Source organism: Candidatus Hecatella orcuttiae (genome assembly GCF_002009985.1).
Classification (GTDB): domain Archaea; phylum Thermoproteota; class Bathyarchaeia; order Hecatellales; family Hecatellaceae; genus Hecatella; species Hecatella orcuttiae.
Map to the genome: position 1 here is coordinate 1,125,095 of NZ_MTLX02000005.1, position 16,435 is coordinate 1,141,529.

At 48.7% G+C, this 16,435-nt stretch carries 17 protein-coding genes and 2 tRNA genes; 10 read left to right on the forward strand and 9 right to left on the reverse strand.

Annotated elements, in window-relative coordinates:
• Position 1: 1 nt before the first annotated feature.
• Genes rnp1 through BWM17_RS08870 form a run of 3 tightly spaced genes read right to left on the reverse strand, consistent with a single transcriptional unit; the run spans position 2 to position 1,229 of the window.
• Positions 2–289 carry a ribonuclease P protein component 1 gene (gene rnp1 / locus BWM17_RS08860; RefSeq protein WP_309493567.1) on the reverse strand — a complete coding sequence of 96 codons (288 nt, stop codon included), beginning with the start codon at positions 287–289 and terminating at the stop codon, positions 2–4.
• On the reverse strand, positions 286–489 hold the full coding sequence (gene rpmC / locus BWM17_RS08865; RefSeq protein ID WP_309493568.1) for a 50S ribosomal protein L29: 204 nt from the start codon (positions 487–489) through the stop codon (positions 286–288). The genes rnp1 and rpmC overlap by 4 nt, the downstream gene beginning before the upstream one ends.
• Positions 489–1,229, reverse strand: a complete 741-nt coding sequence (locus BWM17_RS08870) for a 30S ribosomal protein S3 (RefSeq protein WP_309493570.1) — start codon at positions 1,227–1,229, stop codon at positions 489–491. The genes rpmC and BWM17_RS08870 overlap by 1 nt, the downstream gene beginning before the upstream one ends.
• Positions 1,230–1,363: 134 nt before the next feature.
• On the opposite strand from BWM17_RS08870, the gene BWM17_RS08875 reads away from it, so the two are divergent.
• Entirely contained in the window at positions 1,364–2,440 is a 1,077-nt protein-coding gene (locus BWM17_RS08875; protein ID WP_309493571.1) for a histone deacetylase, read from the forward strand.
• Between the two features lie 47 nt (positions 2,441–2,487).
• Here BWM17_RS08875 and BWM17_RS08880 read toward each other — a convergent pair whose 3' ends face one another.
• Positions 2,488–3,291, reverse strand: coding sequence for an HAD-IIA family hydrolase (locus BWM17_RS08880; RefSeq protein WP_309493572.1), 804 nt, complete (start codon positions 3,289–3,291; stop codon positions 2,488–2,490).
• A 116-nt stretch (positions 3,292–3,407) separates the two neighbouring features.
• Between BWM17_RS08880 and BWM17_RS08885 the strand changes: the two genes are divergently transcribed.
• From BWM17_RS08885 to BWM17_RS08910, 6 genes are all read left to right on the forward strand, one after another.
• A tRNA-His gene (locus BWM17_RS08885) sits at positions 3,408–3,503 on the forward strand.
• A gap of 89 nt (positions 3,504–3,592) precedes the next feature.
• Positions 3,593–4,342 carry a proliferating cell nuclear antigen (pcna) gene (pcn, locus tag BWM17_RS08890; RefSeq protein ID WP_309493573.1) on the forward strand — a complete coding sequence of 250 codons (750 nt, stop codon included), beginning with the start codon at positions 3,593–3,595 and terminating at the stop codon, positions 4,340–4,342.
• Positions 4,343–5,428, forward strand: a complete 1,086-nt coding sequence (locus BWM17_RS08895; RefSeq protein ID WP_309493574.1) for a DNA primase large subunit PriL — start codon at positions 4,343–4,345, stop codon at positions 5,426–5,428. It begins immediately after the preceding gene.
• 98 nt (positions 5,429–5,526) lie between these two features.
• Complete coding sequence (gene argH, locus BWM17_RS08900) at positions 5,527–7,044, forward strand: argininosuccinate lyase (RefSeq protein WP_309493575.1); 1,518 nt, start codon at positions 5,527–5,529, stop codon at positions 7,042–7,044.
• Positions 7,045–7,271: 227 nt separating this feature from the next.
• Positions 7,272–8,351 carry a DNA primase small subunit PriS gene (locus tag BWM17_RS08905; RefSeq protein ID WP_309493576.1) on the forward strand — a complete coding sequence of 360 codons (1,080 nt, stop codon included), beginning with the start codon at positions 7,272–7,274 and terminating at the stop codon, positions 8,349–8,351.
• Between the two features lie 154 nt (positions 8,352–8,505).
• Entirely contained in the window at positions 8,506–9,765 is a 1,260-nt protein-coding gene (locus BWM17_RS08910; RefSeq protein WP_309493577.1) for an aspartate aminotransferase family protein, read from the forward strand.
• 15 nt (positions 9,766–9,780) lie between these two features.
• Here BWM17_RS08910 and BWM17_RS08915 read toward each other — a convergent pair whose 3' ends face one another.
• The 4 genes from BWM17_RS08915 to BWM17_RS08930 form a co-directional block, all read right to left on the reverse strand.
• Positions 9,781–10,785 carry a biotin-dependent carboxyltransferase family protein gene (locus BWM17_RS08915; protein WP_309493578.1) on the reverse strand — a complete coding sequence of 335 codons (1,005 nt, stop codon included), beginning with the start codon at positions 10,783–10,785 and terminating at the stop codon, positions 9,781–9,783.
• Positions 10,785–11,657 carry an allophanate hydrolase subunit 1 gene (locus BWM17_RS08920; protein WP_309493579.1) on the reverse strand — a complete coding sequence of 291 codons (873 nt, stop codon included), beginning with the start codon at positions 11,655–11,657 and terminating at the stop codon, positions 10,785–10,787. The genes BWM17_RS08915 and BWM17_RS08920 overlap by 1 nt, the downstream gene beginning before the upstream one ends.
• Before the next feature lie 45 nt (positions 11,658–11,702).
• Complete coding sequence (locus BWM17_RS08925) at positions 11,703–12,641, reverse strand: NAD(P)-dependent oxidoreductase (RefSeq protein ID WP_309493580.1); 939 nt, start codon at positions 12,639–12,641, stop codon at positions 11,703–11,705.
• Between the two features lie 265 nt (positions 12,642–12,906).
• Positions 12,907–13,284, reverse strand: coding sequence for a 30S ribosomal protein S6e (locus BWM17_RS08930; RefSeq protein ID WP_309493581.1), 378 nt, complete (start codon positions 13,282–13,284; stop codon positions 12,907–12,909).
• A 137-nt stretch (positions 13,285–13,421) separates the two neighbouring features.
• Between BWM17_RS08930 and BWM17_RS08935 the strand changes: the two genes are divergently transcribed.
• The 3 genes from BWM17_RS08935 (at position 13,422) to BWM17_RS08945 (ending at position 15,148) form a co-directional block, all read left to right on the forward strand.
• On the forward strand, positions 13,422–14,561 hold the full coding sequence (locus tag BWM17_RS08935; protein ID WP_309493582.1) for a CBS domain-containing protein: 1,140 nt from the start codon (positions 13,422–13,424) through the stop codon (positions 14,559–14,561).
• A 54-nt stretch (positions 14,562–14,615) separates the two neighbouring features.
• On the forward strand, positions 14,616–14,867 hold the full coding sequence (locus BWM17_RS08940; protein ID WP_309493583.1) for a hypothetical protein: 252 nt from the start codon (positions 14,616–14,618) through the stop codon (positions 14,865–14,867).
• A gap of 168 nt (positions 14,868–15,035) precedes the next feature.
• Positions 15,036–15,148, forward strand: a tRNA-Arg gene (locus BWM17_RS08945).
• 113 nt (positions 15,149–15,261) lie between these two features.
• Here BWM17_RS08945 and BWM17_RS08950 read toward each other — a convergent pair.
• The gene (locus BWM17_RS08950) at positions 15,262–16,428 is read right to left on the reverse strand and encodes an SDR family NAD(P)-dependent oxidoreductase (RefSeq protein WP_309493584.1); all 1,167 of its coding nucleotides are present in this window, start codon (positions 16,426–16,428) and stop codon (positions 15,262–15,264) included.
• Positions 16,429–16,435: the final 7 nt, after the last annotated feature.

Sequence of the window (16,435 nt, forward strand, 5' to 3'; positions counted from 1 at the left end):
CCTACCACCTTCCCGGAACTGCCTTCTTCACCCTGTCCTCAGGCCTCCCTACCAGCTGCCGGCCTTCCACTTCCACCTTTCTCCCGTCCGGTAGCTGAATTTGAAAGCGGGAATTTTTTTTGGGAGCCTTCTTCAACTTGCCCTCCGAGTTTATGATCAGCATGTTCATGGTTTCGTCAACTATTCTCCCCGAGACGCCTGCAAGCGTTTTGCTTGAGCTTTCTACTATTTTCACTTCTAATCCTATCAGCTCATGTCTGGTTATGTTTTTGGGAGTTATAGGGGTCACCGAATTTCTTCCTCCCTCTGAACTGTGAGGATGCGGGCTATGGTTCTTCTCAGTTCTCTTACAGCGGAGGGGTTCTCCACCTTCCCACGGGCCTTGAGGGTGCTTCGAAGCTTCATCAACTCAACCCTGAGCTCTGCAAGTTTTTTCTCCCTCTCAGCTTTGCTCATGCTTCTGATGTCCTTCATCCTCAGAATGGGCATCAGGCTTCACCCTCCTTCCTAGTTTCCTCAGCTTTGGGCTCTTTTTCCGTTTCCTCTCCGACTGTTTCTTCCTCTTTTGCCTCTTCCATTTTTTCAGCGGCGGCAGCGGCTTCCTCTGAAGGTGGAGCGGCAACAGTAGCTGGCGGGCTTTCTTTAATTTCTATCTGGTCTGGAGACTTGTAGTCAGGGGGGACGATGGTTACCTGAACTCCGAAGAGGCCTTGTTTGAGCAGTGTATACACCACAGCCCTAGGGATTTTCTTCAACACTGAGTCGCCTACTTTGGGGAGGTATCCGGCTTTAAACTTCTCATGCCTAGCCCTTTCGGTTGTAAGCTTCCCTCCGATGACGATTTCCGCCCCCAAGGCTCCGGCGTCCATGATGTTGGTGAGGGCCCAGTAGCAGGCTCTCCTGAAATGAACTCCTCTCTCCAACGCAGCAGCGATCTTGGAGGCCATGATGTGGGGGTTAAGCTCGGGGACGGGTACCTCCGCCACGGCTATTTGGGGGTTGGAGAGCCCAAATTTTTCCTCCAGATTTCTAGCTAAGTTTTTGATGCTTTCTCCACCTCGGCCGATTACCAGTCCCGGCTTAACCACGTAGAGGGTGACTCTAGTGCCGAGGGGGGTTTTGGCTATCTCCACTCCTCCATAGCCGGCTCTAGCTAAGGCTTTGCGCAGGAACTCGTCTACGTCAACCCGCTTCTTGGACTCTGTTATTATCTGCTTTATCGCTGACATTGTTACACCTAGGGTGACCCCTTATCTCAGCCTCATCCAGTCCTGACGAATTGTTTATTAACGTGCTTTAAACAATAAGAACAGGAGAGCTTTAAGTTTTACTTTTAAACCTCCAAAAGCTGGGTAAAAGAAAAATGGCAGAAAAACCCACCGCCGTGATATACAGCGGCCGTTTTCTCGACCATAAGACAGGCGTCCACTGTGAAGCGCCCTCTAGGCTTAAAATAGCCATGGAAACCCTTCAAAACCCTGAGTTGAAGGCATCAGGCAAGTTTACCGTGATAGAGCCGCGGCTGGCTTCCAAGGAGGAAATAGCCCTAGTCCATAGCGTTGACTATATTGAAGAGGTGAGAAGCTTCTGCGCCCGGGGAGGCGGCTACTACGACGGCGACACTCCTCTGTCTCCGGAAAGCTTCGAGGTTGCTTCCCTAGCCGTGGGAGGCCTCCTAGAGGCTTGTGAAAAAGTTTTTTCAGGAGACATATCCAACGCCTTCGCCCTCGTACGGCCGCCCGGCCACCATGCGGGGATCCACGGGCGGGCTTTAGGGGCTTTGACCAATGGGTTCTGCGTCTTCAACAACGTAGCTGCAGCTACAGCCTACGCGGCGAAGAAAGGATGGGCGAGGAGATCCCTAATCTTCGATTTTGACACTCACCACGGAAACGGAACTCAAGAGATCTTCAACTCCGACGCTCAAGTTCTCTACCTCAGCCTTCACCAGAGGGGAATATATCCGGGAACAGGCTACGAGGATGAAATCGGAGTAGGTGCGGGGAGAGGGTTTAAAGTTAACGTGCCGCTGCCAGCCCGCTCTGATGACGAGGTATACCTTAAAGTCCTGGGGGAAATCGTGGAGCCTGTGGCGGAACAGTTCAAACCAGAACTGATCCTACTCTCCGCAGGATACGACGCTCACCACTCAGACATCGTAGGGGGCATGTTCCTCTCCGCGGAAGGCTTCGCCAAAATGGTGGAAAGCATGGTGAAGTTGGCTCGAAAAAGTTGCGGTGGAAAGCTTCTAGCCTGTTTGGAGGGAGGATATTCCGCTCAAGCTCTTTCTCAGGGGATAGCCTCAAGCTTGGCGGCCATGGCCGGGATTTCCCTGAGCCTCCGAGACCACGCCCCTCGGTCGCCCTCCCACGTGCAGTCTGCAGCAGCTCAAGTCATTCGGAAGGTTAAGGATAACCTAGGAAGCTACTGGAGTTTATAGTCTGCAGCAAGTTAACAGAAAGCCGGCTGTCTTCCCACCAGTTACACTTACTCTAGGAGGGTGAGAAGTTCCTCCGGGTTCTTGACAACAAGGTCAGGGAGGATTCCCCAAGATAATTTTGGCCCAAGGCTTTCTCTGGTGAGGTAGATGGAGAAAATCTTAGAGATCTTAGCACCCAGCACATCTGTTTCCAGTTTATCTCCCACCATGGCAGCGCCATCCGGCTTGGTTCCGTAGCGTTCCAGCACTTGCTCAAAAACCTCAGGATAGGGTTTTCCCACATATTTAGGAGGCGTTCCGGAGGCTACAGCTATGGCCTCGCAGAGAGCTTTCCCGCCGAGGAAGTAGCCCTCTTCACCTTCGAAGACCCCTCTGAAAACAGGGTTAGGCCCTGCGCAGACAAGTCTAGCGCCGGATTTCACCAACTTCATGGCATGGTTAAGCCGCTGGTAGGTTACCTTTCTATCCACAGCCACTACCACAGCGTCAGCCGGTCCCTCCTCCACCAATTCCAGCCCTGCCGCGCTGAGTTCTTCGACTAAGCCCTCTTCCCCTATGAGGAAGCATCGGGCTTGAGGTTTCCATGCCCTGAGATAGGAGGCGGTGGCTGAGGAAGCCGTAGTGATGTTATCTGAAGCCACCTTGAAGCCTTGTTGGCGGAGGATTTCAACTATCCAGCGCCTAGATTTTCTTGAAACATTGGACAGGATGTGAAGCTTTTTGCCCATGGCCTCCAGCCTATCCAGAAGCTTTAAAGCACCAGCCACAGGTCTAGGGCGGTCCACACTGTCCATCAGCACGCCTTCCACGTCGAAGATGAAAAGGCTCTTAAGTTTGAGCTTGTTTTCCAAATTCTTCCCAGCCTCCCACACAGAACCCTAGAAGAAAAACATTTAAGCCTTTGCCGTGCCAATTTCATGGTTGCTTAAAATCCAGTGGAAGGAGCATTCCGTCAGAGAGCATGCTGGCCGCCGTAACGTAGCCGGGTAGCGTACAGACACTCGAATGTGGGTGGTGCAGGCCTGTGGAGCCTGGAGGCCGGGTTCAAATCCCGGCGGCGGCCTTCCCTTAAAGCGTAGGCGAAGCTTGTTGAGGCCGGTGAAAACTTAAAGTTTAAGTGTTGAATCATAGTACATTTAGCGGCGGGAAACCATGTTCAGGCTAGTTATCTCCGATTCTAGGGCTTGGAAGAATCTGATGGCGGCCATCTCTACGCTGGTGGAGGAAGCCAGCTTCGACGTTAAACCTGAGGGGTTGGCTTTGAGGGCTATGGACCCCAGCCACGTGGCCATGGTGGACTTCGAGTACCCTAAAGAGTCCTTTCAGGAATACGAGTGCACGGAGCCTTCGAAGCTCTGTTTGGACATAGGTGACATGTTGAAGTTAATGAGGAGAGTGGAAGCGGGGGAAACCTTGGAGCTCACCCTAGACCCTCAAACCAACCATCTGAACATGAAGCTAACAGGAAAGTACAAGCGCCGGTTTTCGCTTCCCCTCCTCCAGCCCTCCGTCTCCGAGGTTCCGACCCCTAAGCTTACCTTCGACGCTCAGATTAAGATGGATGCAGACTGCCTAAACGACGCCATCACTGACATATCCAACGTCAGCGACCAAGTTAAAATCGAAGCCGATGAAGAAAAGCTGGTTCTCACCGGGCTGAGTGAAACTGGAAACGTGGTGGTGGAGTTCGAAAGAGCGAACCAAGCTGTCTTGGATTTTCAAGTTAAGGGAGAGGCGAAAGCCCTCTACGGAGTAAGCTTTCTTCAAGACATGGTGAAGGCAGGGGCAGCCTCCTCAAAAGTAGTGTCTGTGGAGTTCTCCACGGATAAACCTGTCAAGATAGATTTCGAACTACCCCTTCAAGGAAAGCTAACCTATTATCTGGCACCCCGGCTGGAATAAATGGAAACCGCTTTCCCTCAAAGCAGCGAAACGGAGGAAAGCTGTCCCTTAACAAAACTTGACCACGCCAAATATCCCTTCACGAGGGAAGCTGCAGAATACGTAGGTAGACTTGGGTTCAGTTTGGAGGAAGTATCCAGCCCTGACTATAACACGGTGATCAGGAAAGCGGCTGAAAGGATCCTGAGGTCTGCCAAAAGCGTAAGAGGCCTCCCCTACGAAGTTTCCCCGCACTGGGATGACGAGCTCTTATCTTTTCCTCTATCTTTGATCATGATTAAAGAAGTCGGCGACGCCTACTTTCAGCAAAGATTTACCTTGCAAGAGGCGAAACTGGCTTCCGCCCGCCTGAGAGAAGAGGAGCTGAAAAAAGTCCTCTGGATTGCTAGGAAAACTTTCAAATGGAAAATATCCGAAGTCAGGGAACCAAGCTCCGTCCCCTATTTTAAGCTACATTTCGTCAACTACCTGAAAAACGCCATCAGATTCAGGGGAGAGGACAAATGGAAATTAACCAACAGAAAAATGGAATACGGCGAGATTTACCTAAACAAAGCCGAGGTCGTCCGGCTGCTGGAGGAGGAGATAAGATCCCACATTCAAGAAAGAATAGAGAAAACCCCTCGCCCAGAGTTGCCTCCATCCCTGAAAGAGGCAGTAGGTAAACTGGAAGATGAACTTAAAAGCCTGAAGAAGACTCTCCCCTCGGAAGAGGTCCTAGGAGCCACAGACAGTAGGGCTTTCCCTCCTTGTATGGCTGAGCTTTACACAGCCGTTTTGGGGGGAAAGAACGTGCCTCACGCAGGGAGGTTTACTTTAACGGCGTTTCTTCTCAGCACAGGCATGGAAGCTCAGGAAGTGGCTAGGCTTTACACCGCAGTCACAGACTTTGATGAAAGACTGACCCAATATCAGGTAGAGCATATAGCTGGACTGACGGGGGGAAGGACCAAGTATAAGCCTCTCAACTGCGCCAACATGCAAACCCACCGGCTGTGCGTGAACAAGGATGAAATATGCTCCCGGATCAAAAACCCCCTCCAATATTATAGAATAAAACTTAAACGCCTTCGGCTTTCTCGGTGAAGCCTCAAAGACAGCTATTCAGCCCTTATTCTTTGCACTTCTAGGTTCAGTTTTCCATCTTTTCTATGAACGTTTTATATTTAAGAAAATCCTTCAAGATGGGTAGTGTATCAGGTTTGGACACAGGTATCTACAGGTCTAGACTGAATAAGCGCTTGGAAAAGAAAGCCGCCGGCTTCCTTTCCTCCATCGACGTGGATGAAGAAATCTTTGAAGAAGACATCGACGGCACTCAAGCCCACAACATCATGCTCTACGAGCAAGGCATCATCAAAAAGGAGGACCTGAAAAAGATCCTAGCCGCTTTGGAGAACATTCGAAACTTAAAAAGAGCGGGAAAACTCAAACTGGACATGAACTACGAGGATGTTCACGAATTCTTGGAGGCCCAAGTTCTCAGAGAGCTAGGCTACGAAGTGGGAGGAAAGCTTCACACCGGCAGGTCGAGGAACGACCAGGTAGCTTTGGACGTTCGGATGAAACTGCGGTCTAAACTAAACAGCCTGTCTTCAGCCCTCCTCAGCCTAGTTAGGGAGCTGCAAATCTGCGCCAAGGCTAACCTCGACACCTTGATGGTCCTCTACACGCATACTCAACATGCTCAGATAGGGCTTTTTTCCCATTATCTTCTAGCTTATGGAGATGTTCTGCTCCGAGACTTCGAAAGGATTGAAGACTGCTATCGGAGGGTAAACTTAAGCCCCTTGGGCGCTTCAGCCATCGGAGGGTCCACCTTCAACCTCAACAGGCTTAGGACAGCTGAGCTTCTCGGCTTCGACGGCATCGTGGAAAACTCCATCGACGCTGTGAGCTCTAGGGACTTCGCCCAAGAAGCTGCGGGAGCGGTAGCTCTCTTGATGGTTAATTTGAGCAGAATCGCTGAAGACTTTGTCATCTGGTCCAGCAGCGAATTTAACTATCTGGAACTGCATGACGCCTACGCATCCCCTTCCAGCGTTATGCCTCACAAGAAAAACCCTTGCAGCCTAGAGCTGATAAAAGCCAAGGCCGGCTTAACCCTGGGCACTTTGACCAACATGCTGGCAACAGTAAAGGGAGTACCCACCGGCTACAGCCGAGACCTTCAAGAAACCAAGGCTCCCCTTTGGCTTTGCCTAAGAGAGGCTGAATCCGCTCTAGAAGTTTTAACCGGCATTGTCCGCAGTCTCAAAGTGAATAGAAAGCGAATGCGGGAAGTGGCGATGGAAAGCCATGCTTCAGCCGTGAACTTGGCTGAGGGTCTCGTTAAGGAAACAGGCTTATCCTTCAGGCAAGCGCACATGCTGGTTGGCAGGCTGGTGAAGGAAACGGTGAACAAAGGACTTAAGTTGACTGACCTAAATCCTAAGGCTTTAGCGAAGCTGTCGAAGGAAATTCTGGGGAAAAAGATAGAAATTTCTGAAAACCTTTTCACGAAACTTGTCAACCCGAAGCTTTTCCCCAAACGCCTTTCCACCTTGGGGAGTTCGAACCCAGAAGAAATTAAAAGAATGCTCAAATCTCAAGAAGCAAAGCTTGTCGAGCTTAAAAAAAGGTTGATGCTCCGTCTGAAAAAAATTGAAAAAGCTGAGGAAAGGCTGAGGAAAACAGTTAAGGCCTACCTAGCCGCGGATTAAGTTACGGTGTTGGTGGGTGACTTTTTCCCTCTCATCAGCCGCTAGGAAACTTTAAGTCTGACTGCGCACCCATCCCATCGAGATGAGTTAAGACGGAAAGCCGAACCATAAGTTTCCTCCGGGAAAAATTTAGAGAATATTATTCGAAAAACTCCGATAAAATCAAGCCTCCCAAGGCTTTGGGGCAGAGAGAATTCGGGTTCATCCTTTTTGGAAGAGAAAAGTCCATGGTTCGCCATCGAAGATTCGAAAGCCGCCATCAACTGGTCGATTTTTTGATAAACTTAACCCCCTCCGATGTCTATTACTCCTCAGCCTACTACGAGAAACCAGACGAAGAAAAAATGAAGGAGAAAGGATGGCTGGGAGCTGACTTGGTGTTCGACATAGACTGCGACGACCTTCGAACTCCTTGCAAAAAAACCCATGACGCTTGGAAATGTTTAGACTGTGGAAAGACGGATGTGGGATTTGAGCCTGAACACTGCCCTAGATGTGAGAGTAGGAGAATCGACGTAGACCGCTGGGTTTGCGACTTATGCCTAGAAGCCGCCAAACAGGAATGTTTAAAGCTTCTATCCTTTTTGGAAGAAGACTTCGGCTTCCCCAGCCAGAGCATATCCATAGCCTTCTCCGGACACCGAGGCTACCACATTCATGTGGAAGAAGACACGGTGAAAAAGCTGGGTTCAGAAGAGCGAAAGGAAATCATCGACTACGTGACAGCCACAGGACTGAAACTCCAATATCCGGAAAAAAATAGGATGCCGAAGCCTCTTCTATCCGAGAAGGGGTGGGAAGGCCGACTAGCCCGGACGCTCTATACCATGTTCCAAAAAAGAGAAAGTCAACTCTTAGAAAACGGCCTGAGAAAAAGCATCGTGGCAATTATCTCTGAACAAAGAGATAAACTTCTCGAATGGCTTCACTCAGAAACCGAGACTGAACCGTTGCCTTTAAAGAAGAAGGTATGGGAGGAACTCTTGGCAAAAGCTGTTGACGATGCAACCGCAGCCGTAGACACGGTTGTTACCACGGATATCCACCGCCTCATCCGAATGCCCACCACCCTCCATGGAAAAACAGGTTTAAAAGTAGCAGAAGTAGACGCAAACAGCCTACCCAGCTTCAAGCCTTTGACCGATTCCCTAGTGTTGAAGGGAGAAAATGTCAAAATAAAAATTTTACACTCAAAACCTCTAACCTTAGGGGAGAAAGTTTACCAGCTACCAGCCGGAGAATCGGTAAAACTTCCTTTAGCTGAGGCCGTGTTCTTAGTTGGCACGGGAAAAGCTGTTTTGGCGTGAAGCCGGCTCTTTCTGCAGGTTTGTTCCTCCAAGATTAGAACACTCCTGACTATCGAAACACTTAAATTAACATTCGACTTATCGAGAGAAAGTACGCTAAAGGTGATGAAATCTGAGTAAAACGGAAGAAATTCTCAACAAGTATAAAACTTACGTGCAACAATGTTACCCGCCGGGGGACACCATAGTTTTTGTAGAAGGAAAAAACGTTATCCTCCAAGACATTGAAGGCCGAACGTATCTTGATTGCTTTTCAGGCGTTGCAGTTAACAACGTGGGTCAATGCCATCCGAAGGTTGTTAAGGCGATCCAAGAGCAAGCCGCAAAAATGCTCCATGTGGCGTTTCTCTACCATAATGTTCCCATGATTACACTTGCCGAGAAACTGGTACAGGTCTCGCCTAAAGGTTTAACTAAATGCTTTTTTGCAGGAGGAGGCGCTGAAGCCGTGGAGGGCGCTGTAAAACTAGCTAAAAAATATGCGGTAGTCAACGGTAAAGCTGGGCTTCAAATAATATCCTTAGAGCATTCTTTCCATGGCAGAACAGCTTTAGCGCTAACACTTACCGGGCAGTCAAAATATAAAGTGAATCAGGGAGCCTTTGCGAATGTTCCCGGCGTGATCTATGCGCCTGCACCCTACTGTTATAGGTGTGTTTTGGAATATCCAGACTGCGGCCTATGGTGCGCTAAGTTCATTGAAGAGGTGATTGAGCTTAAAACAACCAAACAGGTTGCAGCCTTCATCATGGAAACAGTGCTCGGAGAAGGGGGAATAATAGTTCCTCCAAAAGAATACTTGACAGCTGTTAGAAAAATCTGCGACGAATATGGAATACTGTTGATTCTAGATGAAATCCAGTCCGGCTGCGGACGGGTGGGGAAAATGTTCGCCTGCGAACATTACGAAGTTACACCAGACATAATGGTTGTCGGGAAGGGGGTCGGCGGAGGTATGCCGCTTAGCGCAGTCGTTGCAAAGGAGAAAGTTGCCGCAGCATGGACTGCCGGGGACCATACACATACATTTAGCGGTCACCCGGTTGTTTGCGCAGCAGGCATTGCCGCTCTTGAGGTTTTAGCTGAAGAGAAACTTCCAGAAAACGCTGAGAAAGTAGGAAGTCATATCCTCCAAGGACTGCATTCCCTGAAAGAAAAACATGCGTTAATAGGGGATGTACGGGGACTTGGTCTGATGATAGGAGTGGAACTTGTAAAAGATAGGAAAAAGAAAACGCCAGCAACAGAGGAGGCTTCGAAGATTAAAAGCGCAATGGTTAAGCGCGGTATACTGATAGGCGTAGGCGGATTAAAGAAAAACGTTTTAAGAATTCAGCCACCGTTAACACTGACGGTAGAACACGCGGACATGTTAATCGACGCATTAGACAAATCGTTCACGGAACTCAGCTAATCGGATTGTAACTTTTCATCTGACGACAACATAATCTTCGCTTATTTTTTCCTCAACCTCTTCCGTCGCTTTTAAGGCTTCGTCTACTGAAACGGGTACAAATCTATGCACATCTCCAGCAAAGGATTGCCCGAGTTTTGAAATGTCAATACCAACAACCGTCGCTGGTTTAGCGAATCCTCCCAATGTTATCGCGTCAACAACCAAGCATATCAGTTGTGTGGAACACCATTGAAGACTACCGGGAATCGTTGGGTCGTCAACGATATTAGAAGGATCTTTACCTACAACTTTTTGTAGGTATTCAGGTACAGGTTTGAAATCTAGCTTCGGCCCAACGTACCTATAGCCAACCCTGTCAGCTTTGAGTGAAACTTCCCATTCTGTTTTAAGAAAGAGGTCTATGCTTTCCTCCGTAAACAGATAATCTTGAGGCCCGAGTATTACCCGGATTTCCTGCCGATGAGGGTAGACTGGAATCTCTCTTTTCTTAAATTCTCTTCCTTCAAGCTCCTTGAGGGGTCTTTTGGGTTCACCTACTTCTATTATATCGCCGCTTTTCAGGGGTCTTCCCCCTAGGCCTCCAATTCTCCCCCGAACGTAAGTAGACCTACTCCCAAAGTATTGCGGGACATTTATCCCTCCTGCGACACAGAGGTAAGCTCTGCAACCACTCCTCGGAAAATTGAAGGATAGAATCTCCCCTTTCCTAAAGGTTATAGCTTTCCACATAGGTACGAATTCATTGTTTAATATGGGAGTTAAATCTGCGCCAGTTATGCTTATGACCATGTCTTTTAGCGCCCTAACTTTGAATCTAGCCGACATAATCTCTATTCCAGCGTCGCCTGGTTTTCTACCGAGCAGCGGGCCTCCAGTATCGTTTCCTACAAGTAGGTTTCCAATTCTGAAGGCGAAATTGTCGAAGGCTCCAGAGGGGGGAATACCTATAGCTTGGTACCCAGCTCGTCCACAATCTTGAATGGTTGTTTGAATCCCCCCGTCGAGGATTTCAAGCATCAAATTTTCCCTCCATACTTCTCCAGATATTCTTTTACGTTAAAGGTTTCAGATTTGATGTTAGCCTCATAGTCACAGGTTCCTTCCTCAACTTTTCTCCTTATTTCCCGGTACTCATCTTCACCTATGGGAATAAACCTCACACGATCGCCTACTTTGATGAAGACAGGGGAATCTTTGAAGATCCTGTTTTTCTGTTCAGGTTCATAGGTATTCCAAGGAGATATACCGATCAGGGGGATGCCTCCCGCCCCCCGGATGGAGTACATGCAGAAAAATATTCCAGCTGTACCTATGGCGCCTGCATTGGGAGGAGTCCATGTTCTCGGAATCTTGTATTTCGGCCCAACGATTCTCACACTTGGATCTAGAGGAGCCGCCGTCCAGAAACCCGGCGTGAAACCTACAGCCACAACCCACCAATCAGTACCTGAATGCTTCTTTATCAGTTCATCGACGGTCATTCCGTTGTATTTCGCCAAAAACTCTATGTTTGTTTCGCACCCTCCCCCATAATCATGAGGCCAATTGTCCCAGTGAGCTTTCGCGCATTCCCGGGTGTAAGGGTCATCGTACCAGAAAGGCCATTTGATAAGCCTTGAAGGCAGTTCTTTAAGCTCTTTCATTTCCGATTCTACTTTTTTTAACTCTTTAACAAGTTTTTCTCTGCTTATTACCTTTGGGTCGTAGATAACAGCTAGAGACCTGATAACAGGGTTAACTTCTACAATTCCAGGTATGTCGCTTTCCTTTATGGCTAAATTGAAAGCTACGACACGAAAGTTTAAGAGGAGACTTGGCTCGTCTCCAAATTCGATAAGAACACTTTTTTCGCCAAGAGGCCTATAGGCTGTTTTCTTGTAGACAACCATACTGGCACCTTCAATTTATGGTGAAGAAAAAATTTGAAGGGAGCTTCAAGGCTTGCCCTTCTTTTCGTACTCTATACAGAGTTTAAACCCTTCGGTAGGCTGGTATTTTGGCTCGTATCCCAGTTCTCGACGGGCTCTTTCGATACTTATATGCCCAGTTGCGCAATCCCATTCAGGAACCAATCCCGGCCCAATTTCTATGACGGCGTCCGGTATGAGCTTCTTGATTATCTCCGCAACTTCACCCACAGTATGGGGTTTACCCAAAGCAATGTTGAAAACTCTGTGTTCAAGCTTATCCGGTTCAACGTCAAGAGCCTTTAAAACTCCTTGAACAACGTCAAAAACACATACCGGGTCGAACCTTAGATCCCGTCCCCTAGGCAGCTTAGTTGGGATACCGTGGATTGCGTTTACCAAGATCGATAGAGGTTCTTCGCCGGGCGGCTGCCCTGGACCGTAGACTGCTGAGGGTCGGATGGATATCACATCTAACCCGTAGAGGGCATAATATAGAGCGCCCCACCTTTCAGCCAAGTATTTTGTCACGTTGTAGACACCTTCAAGGGGGTTGCACGGATGGTCTTCATCTACAGGCTCATATTGAGTTTTTCCATAAACCCAGTAAGAACTGAAGTTTACCACCCTTTTAATTCCTGTGAGCCTCGCAGCTTCAAATATATTCGCTGAGCCTATCACGTTAACGTTTATGGTCCTCATCGGCTGTAGATGGGTTCCAGCTCTCCAACCAATGGCCGCCGTGTGAACTATTTTTTCAACCTTGTTTTCTCTTAGAGTGGAGATTATGTAAGCGAGGTCTAATAGGTCTCCTCTCACGATTTTCAGGCTGTCTTCCTTAAGCCCAGCGAATCTTCGCATGTCCGGGGCTACATCGTAGACTACAACCTTATCTCCCCGTTCAACCAGAGCTCTGACTACCTGGGAACCTATGAATCCTCCACCTGTTAACAAAACTGTTGTCACAGCTTTATTCCTCCGAACCGACATTTCTCTATATGAATAGTGAAAGAGTTAGCTTTTTAACTCTTATGCCATTTTTTATTATAAAAAACCGGCTACAGTTCTTCCAGCAAATTGTTCGCCTTCGAGCTTCTAAAAGGCTCTTTCACGGTGAAAGTTATCCGGTAAGTTGGAACATAGCTGAGAACCTTGCCCTTCTGACGGAGGTGTTCGGAAAGGTTCCGTTTAAAACTTTCGCCTCTAGGGCTACCAGCGGCTGTTTGTTACTTTAAGCTCGCTGAGTAGGAGATGGCGCTTCTTTCGACTCTATTATCTTTAAATTTATTTGCGCCGTGTCCTCGGTTATCATATTACCTCTGATGGTCTTTCTCCTTCTCTCCCCTTCCCTTTTGGGCTTAAATCCCGTTCCTCCGCTTAAAATCACTTTCGCCTTGACTCCGCCGTGAACGTCTTCTCTTAGGGGGAAGCCGTCTTTGTCGGTTCCTCCGGTGATCCGCAGTTTAACGCCGCTAAGCCCTACTACTGAGCCGTCTAGTTCTTCCCCCAGCCGTCTCCCCAACAGAGGGACGGCTTTGGCTCCTTCCAGCTCTACTGAGTTGGATTTTCCTGTTTTAGGGTCGGATATCGCTAGCTTAAATTTGGCCATAGGGCTTCTCCTAGGGGCTTTTACATGTTTCGAGTGAAGTGTAGCATTATGGGTGCAGAAGTATATTAGTTTTCTTGAAAAGTTCGGAGAAACTTTAGAAGAGGCGGCTGCTTAGGTAAAGGTGGAGAGTAAGCTGTATGAAAGAAAGCATCATGCACATGAGTGTAGATGATCTCAGAACTGAACCTTTGCTGGTTTCTTCTACGGACCCTCTCACCCGGGTGGTGGGTTTTCTCAAGAAAATGAAATCCTATGAGGCTTTAGTAGTCTCAGAAGGGAAAGTGGGTTTAATTACTACTAGGGATATCATCACCGCCATATATGCGCCGAACATGAAGGTGAAAAGCTTGGTAAAGATCGTCCCTAGGCTTTCCCGGAAAGATACGGTGGCTAAGGCTGCGAAAATGATGTCTCAACACAGGATTAGGGTCTTACCTGTCATGGAGCGGGGAGAAATTTTAGGTCAAGTTACAGCTCAGACCATCATCCGCCAGATGCACCAAGCTGGAGCTTGGAAGCTTAAGGCTAAAGCTGTTATGACCGATAGGCCTGTGACCGTGAAGGCTGAGGACCCCATTGCCAAGGCTCGAAGCCTCATGGTTAAGATGCAGATAGATCATCTTCCAGTTTTGGAGAACGGTAAGCTTGTGGGAATGCTTACTTCCAGCGATATTGTTTCCAGCCTTTACCCGGTTAAGGCTACTGAGATGGGGGCGTGGGTCATGGAGAAACAGAAACGGCTGAAGATGCCTGTGAAGGAACTTGCCAGCTCCCAGATGGCGGTCTGTGGGTTGGATGAGAGCCTTTCCTCCCTCATGGAAAAACTTCTGAACCAAAACTTCACCTACGTCATGGTCACGCTTTGGGATGAACCTCAGGGGATCATTACCTATAGAGATGTCGTAAACCTTGTGGCTGAACCGGCGGCTACTCAGGATATCCCCCTCTACATCATCGGACTTCCAGAGGACCCTTTCGAGGCGGAAGCGGCTAAAACTAAGTTTATCAGAACGGTAAGTTTACTGAGCCGGAGTTATCCGAGGATTATGGAGGCTCGGTCCACCATCAAAACTTCAGCTTCTGGGGAAAACAGGCAAAGGCGCCGATATGAGGTGAAGGTGAAGATAAAGACTGATAAGAGAGCTTTTGCCTTCACAGAAAGCGGCTGGGAGCTGCCTCAGATTTTCGACCTCGTATCTGGCAGAATTAAAAAGCTTATGGGAAGAAAAACCGTCAGAAGGCCTTCCGTCAGATATGATGAAAAAACCGGGGAATAAGCTCTCATCTCCTAAGTGCCGGTAGAAAACTTTTTCAACCAGACTTTCTAATGCGTGCTTAGAGCAGCCAGCTTCGGGGTAGGAGCTATGGTGAGATGCGCAAGTTGTGGTTTGGAAATAAAGGAGCCTATAAAGACGTGGACGGTTACCCTTGGGAAAGTGAAGAGAACGAAGATAACCTACGGCACCTTCCAATGTGATAAATGCCGCAGAAAATTTAAAGCTACGATTAAGAAGGAGGAAACCTCCCCTGAGCCGAGGCAGACATCAGCCTTTCCACCGCCCTACGTGACCATGATAGTATAATCCGCAGCCAGATCTAGATTCGCCGAAAAAGTTCAACGAGGCCGGACTGTTTTCTGTCTTCGGTCTCCCAACCGGCAAAACTAGCTTGAGTGAATACAGTCTTTAAGCTTCGTTTTTTGGAGTCTAAAGTTCAAAAGATATAAGCAGAGGAAACATAATTTTTTAGAAGGGCCCGTGGCGCAGCTGGATAGAAAGCCCCCCATAAAGCGCATCGGCCCTCTATGCGTAACAAGCTCGGGGGAAGCCGGGGGTCAGGGGTTCGAATCCCCTCGGGCCCGCCACTTTTTGATGAGGAATCGACTTTAGTTATCTTGATTTTTGGTGTTGCTTGTCGTGGACTTTTATTCGAGTCATCTTGCTCGTTGCGCTGTGATCTACTGTATGCCCGGATGTTTCATGCTAAACCTTTTTCTTTGAGTTCGCCGTAGGCCTTGTCGAAGAGGTCCACCGCGCCCCACCTGTTTTGGGAAGCCCACTGTATTAGTTCTTTCAACCCCTCTGTCAAGCTTACTTTTGCTGTAAAATCCAGTAGTTCTTTTGCGCGGGTTACATTCGCGTAGCAGTGGCGGATATCGCCTTTCCGGTAGGTGTTGGAAATTTTTGGGATAAGATGGGAGCCGGTTGCGGTGATCAGGTTCTCCGCCAGTTCGTAAATAGTTCGGGGTTGACCTGAGCCGATGTTGACTGCTTGATGGTCGGCGCGGCTGGTTTCCAAGGCTTTCAGGTTGGCTTCAGCTACATCTCTTACGTGGATGAAGTCCCGGGTTTGGTTTCCGTCTTCGAATATGTAGGGTTCCCTGTTGTTGAGGATGCGGCTTGTGAAGATGGCGGCGCATCCTGTGTAGGGGTTTGAAAGGGACTGCCTTGAACCATAGACGTTGAAGTATCGGAGGGCGATGGTGGAGATTCCGTAGGTTTTACCTATCAGGAGGCACATTTCCTCTTGATGTCTCTTGGACATGGCGTAGATGGAGGCTGGCATGAGAGGCTTATCTTCGGGGGTGGGTATGGGTTTTAAAGGCGAGCCGCAGGCGGGGCATGGGTGTTCCCACAGGCTCTTCTTCAACTGGCTTTCGCTGCGCAGGCCTGGATGGGCTTTTGATTCGCATCTTTCGCAGAAGTATTCTCCCTCCCCGTAGATGCTCATGGAGCTTGCTACGACGACCTTCTTCACTTCATGCTCCTCGTTGACTAGGACGTCTAACAGTGTGGCTGTGCTCTTGGTGTTGGAGTCTACGTATTTTTCTATCTGGTACATGGACTGGCCTATCCCCACTGCCGAGGCTAGATGGATTACTGCATCCGCTTCTTTGACCAGGGGCTTTAGGGTTTCTCTGTTCCCCACGTCGCCTTGGAGAAATTTCGCTTCCTTATTTAGGTAGCTGGGTTTTTTTCCTCGGTGAACTTGGGGTTCAAGGTTGTCGAGGATGGTAATTTGGTAGCCGCGCTCAGCTAGGAGGTCGGTGGTGTGGGAGCCTATGAAGCCCGCGCCCCCTGTCACCAGAACCTTTTCTATGCCTCTGCTTTTCATGCCGTCCGACCAGCTTTCCGGATGTCTCAATCCTAGA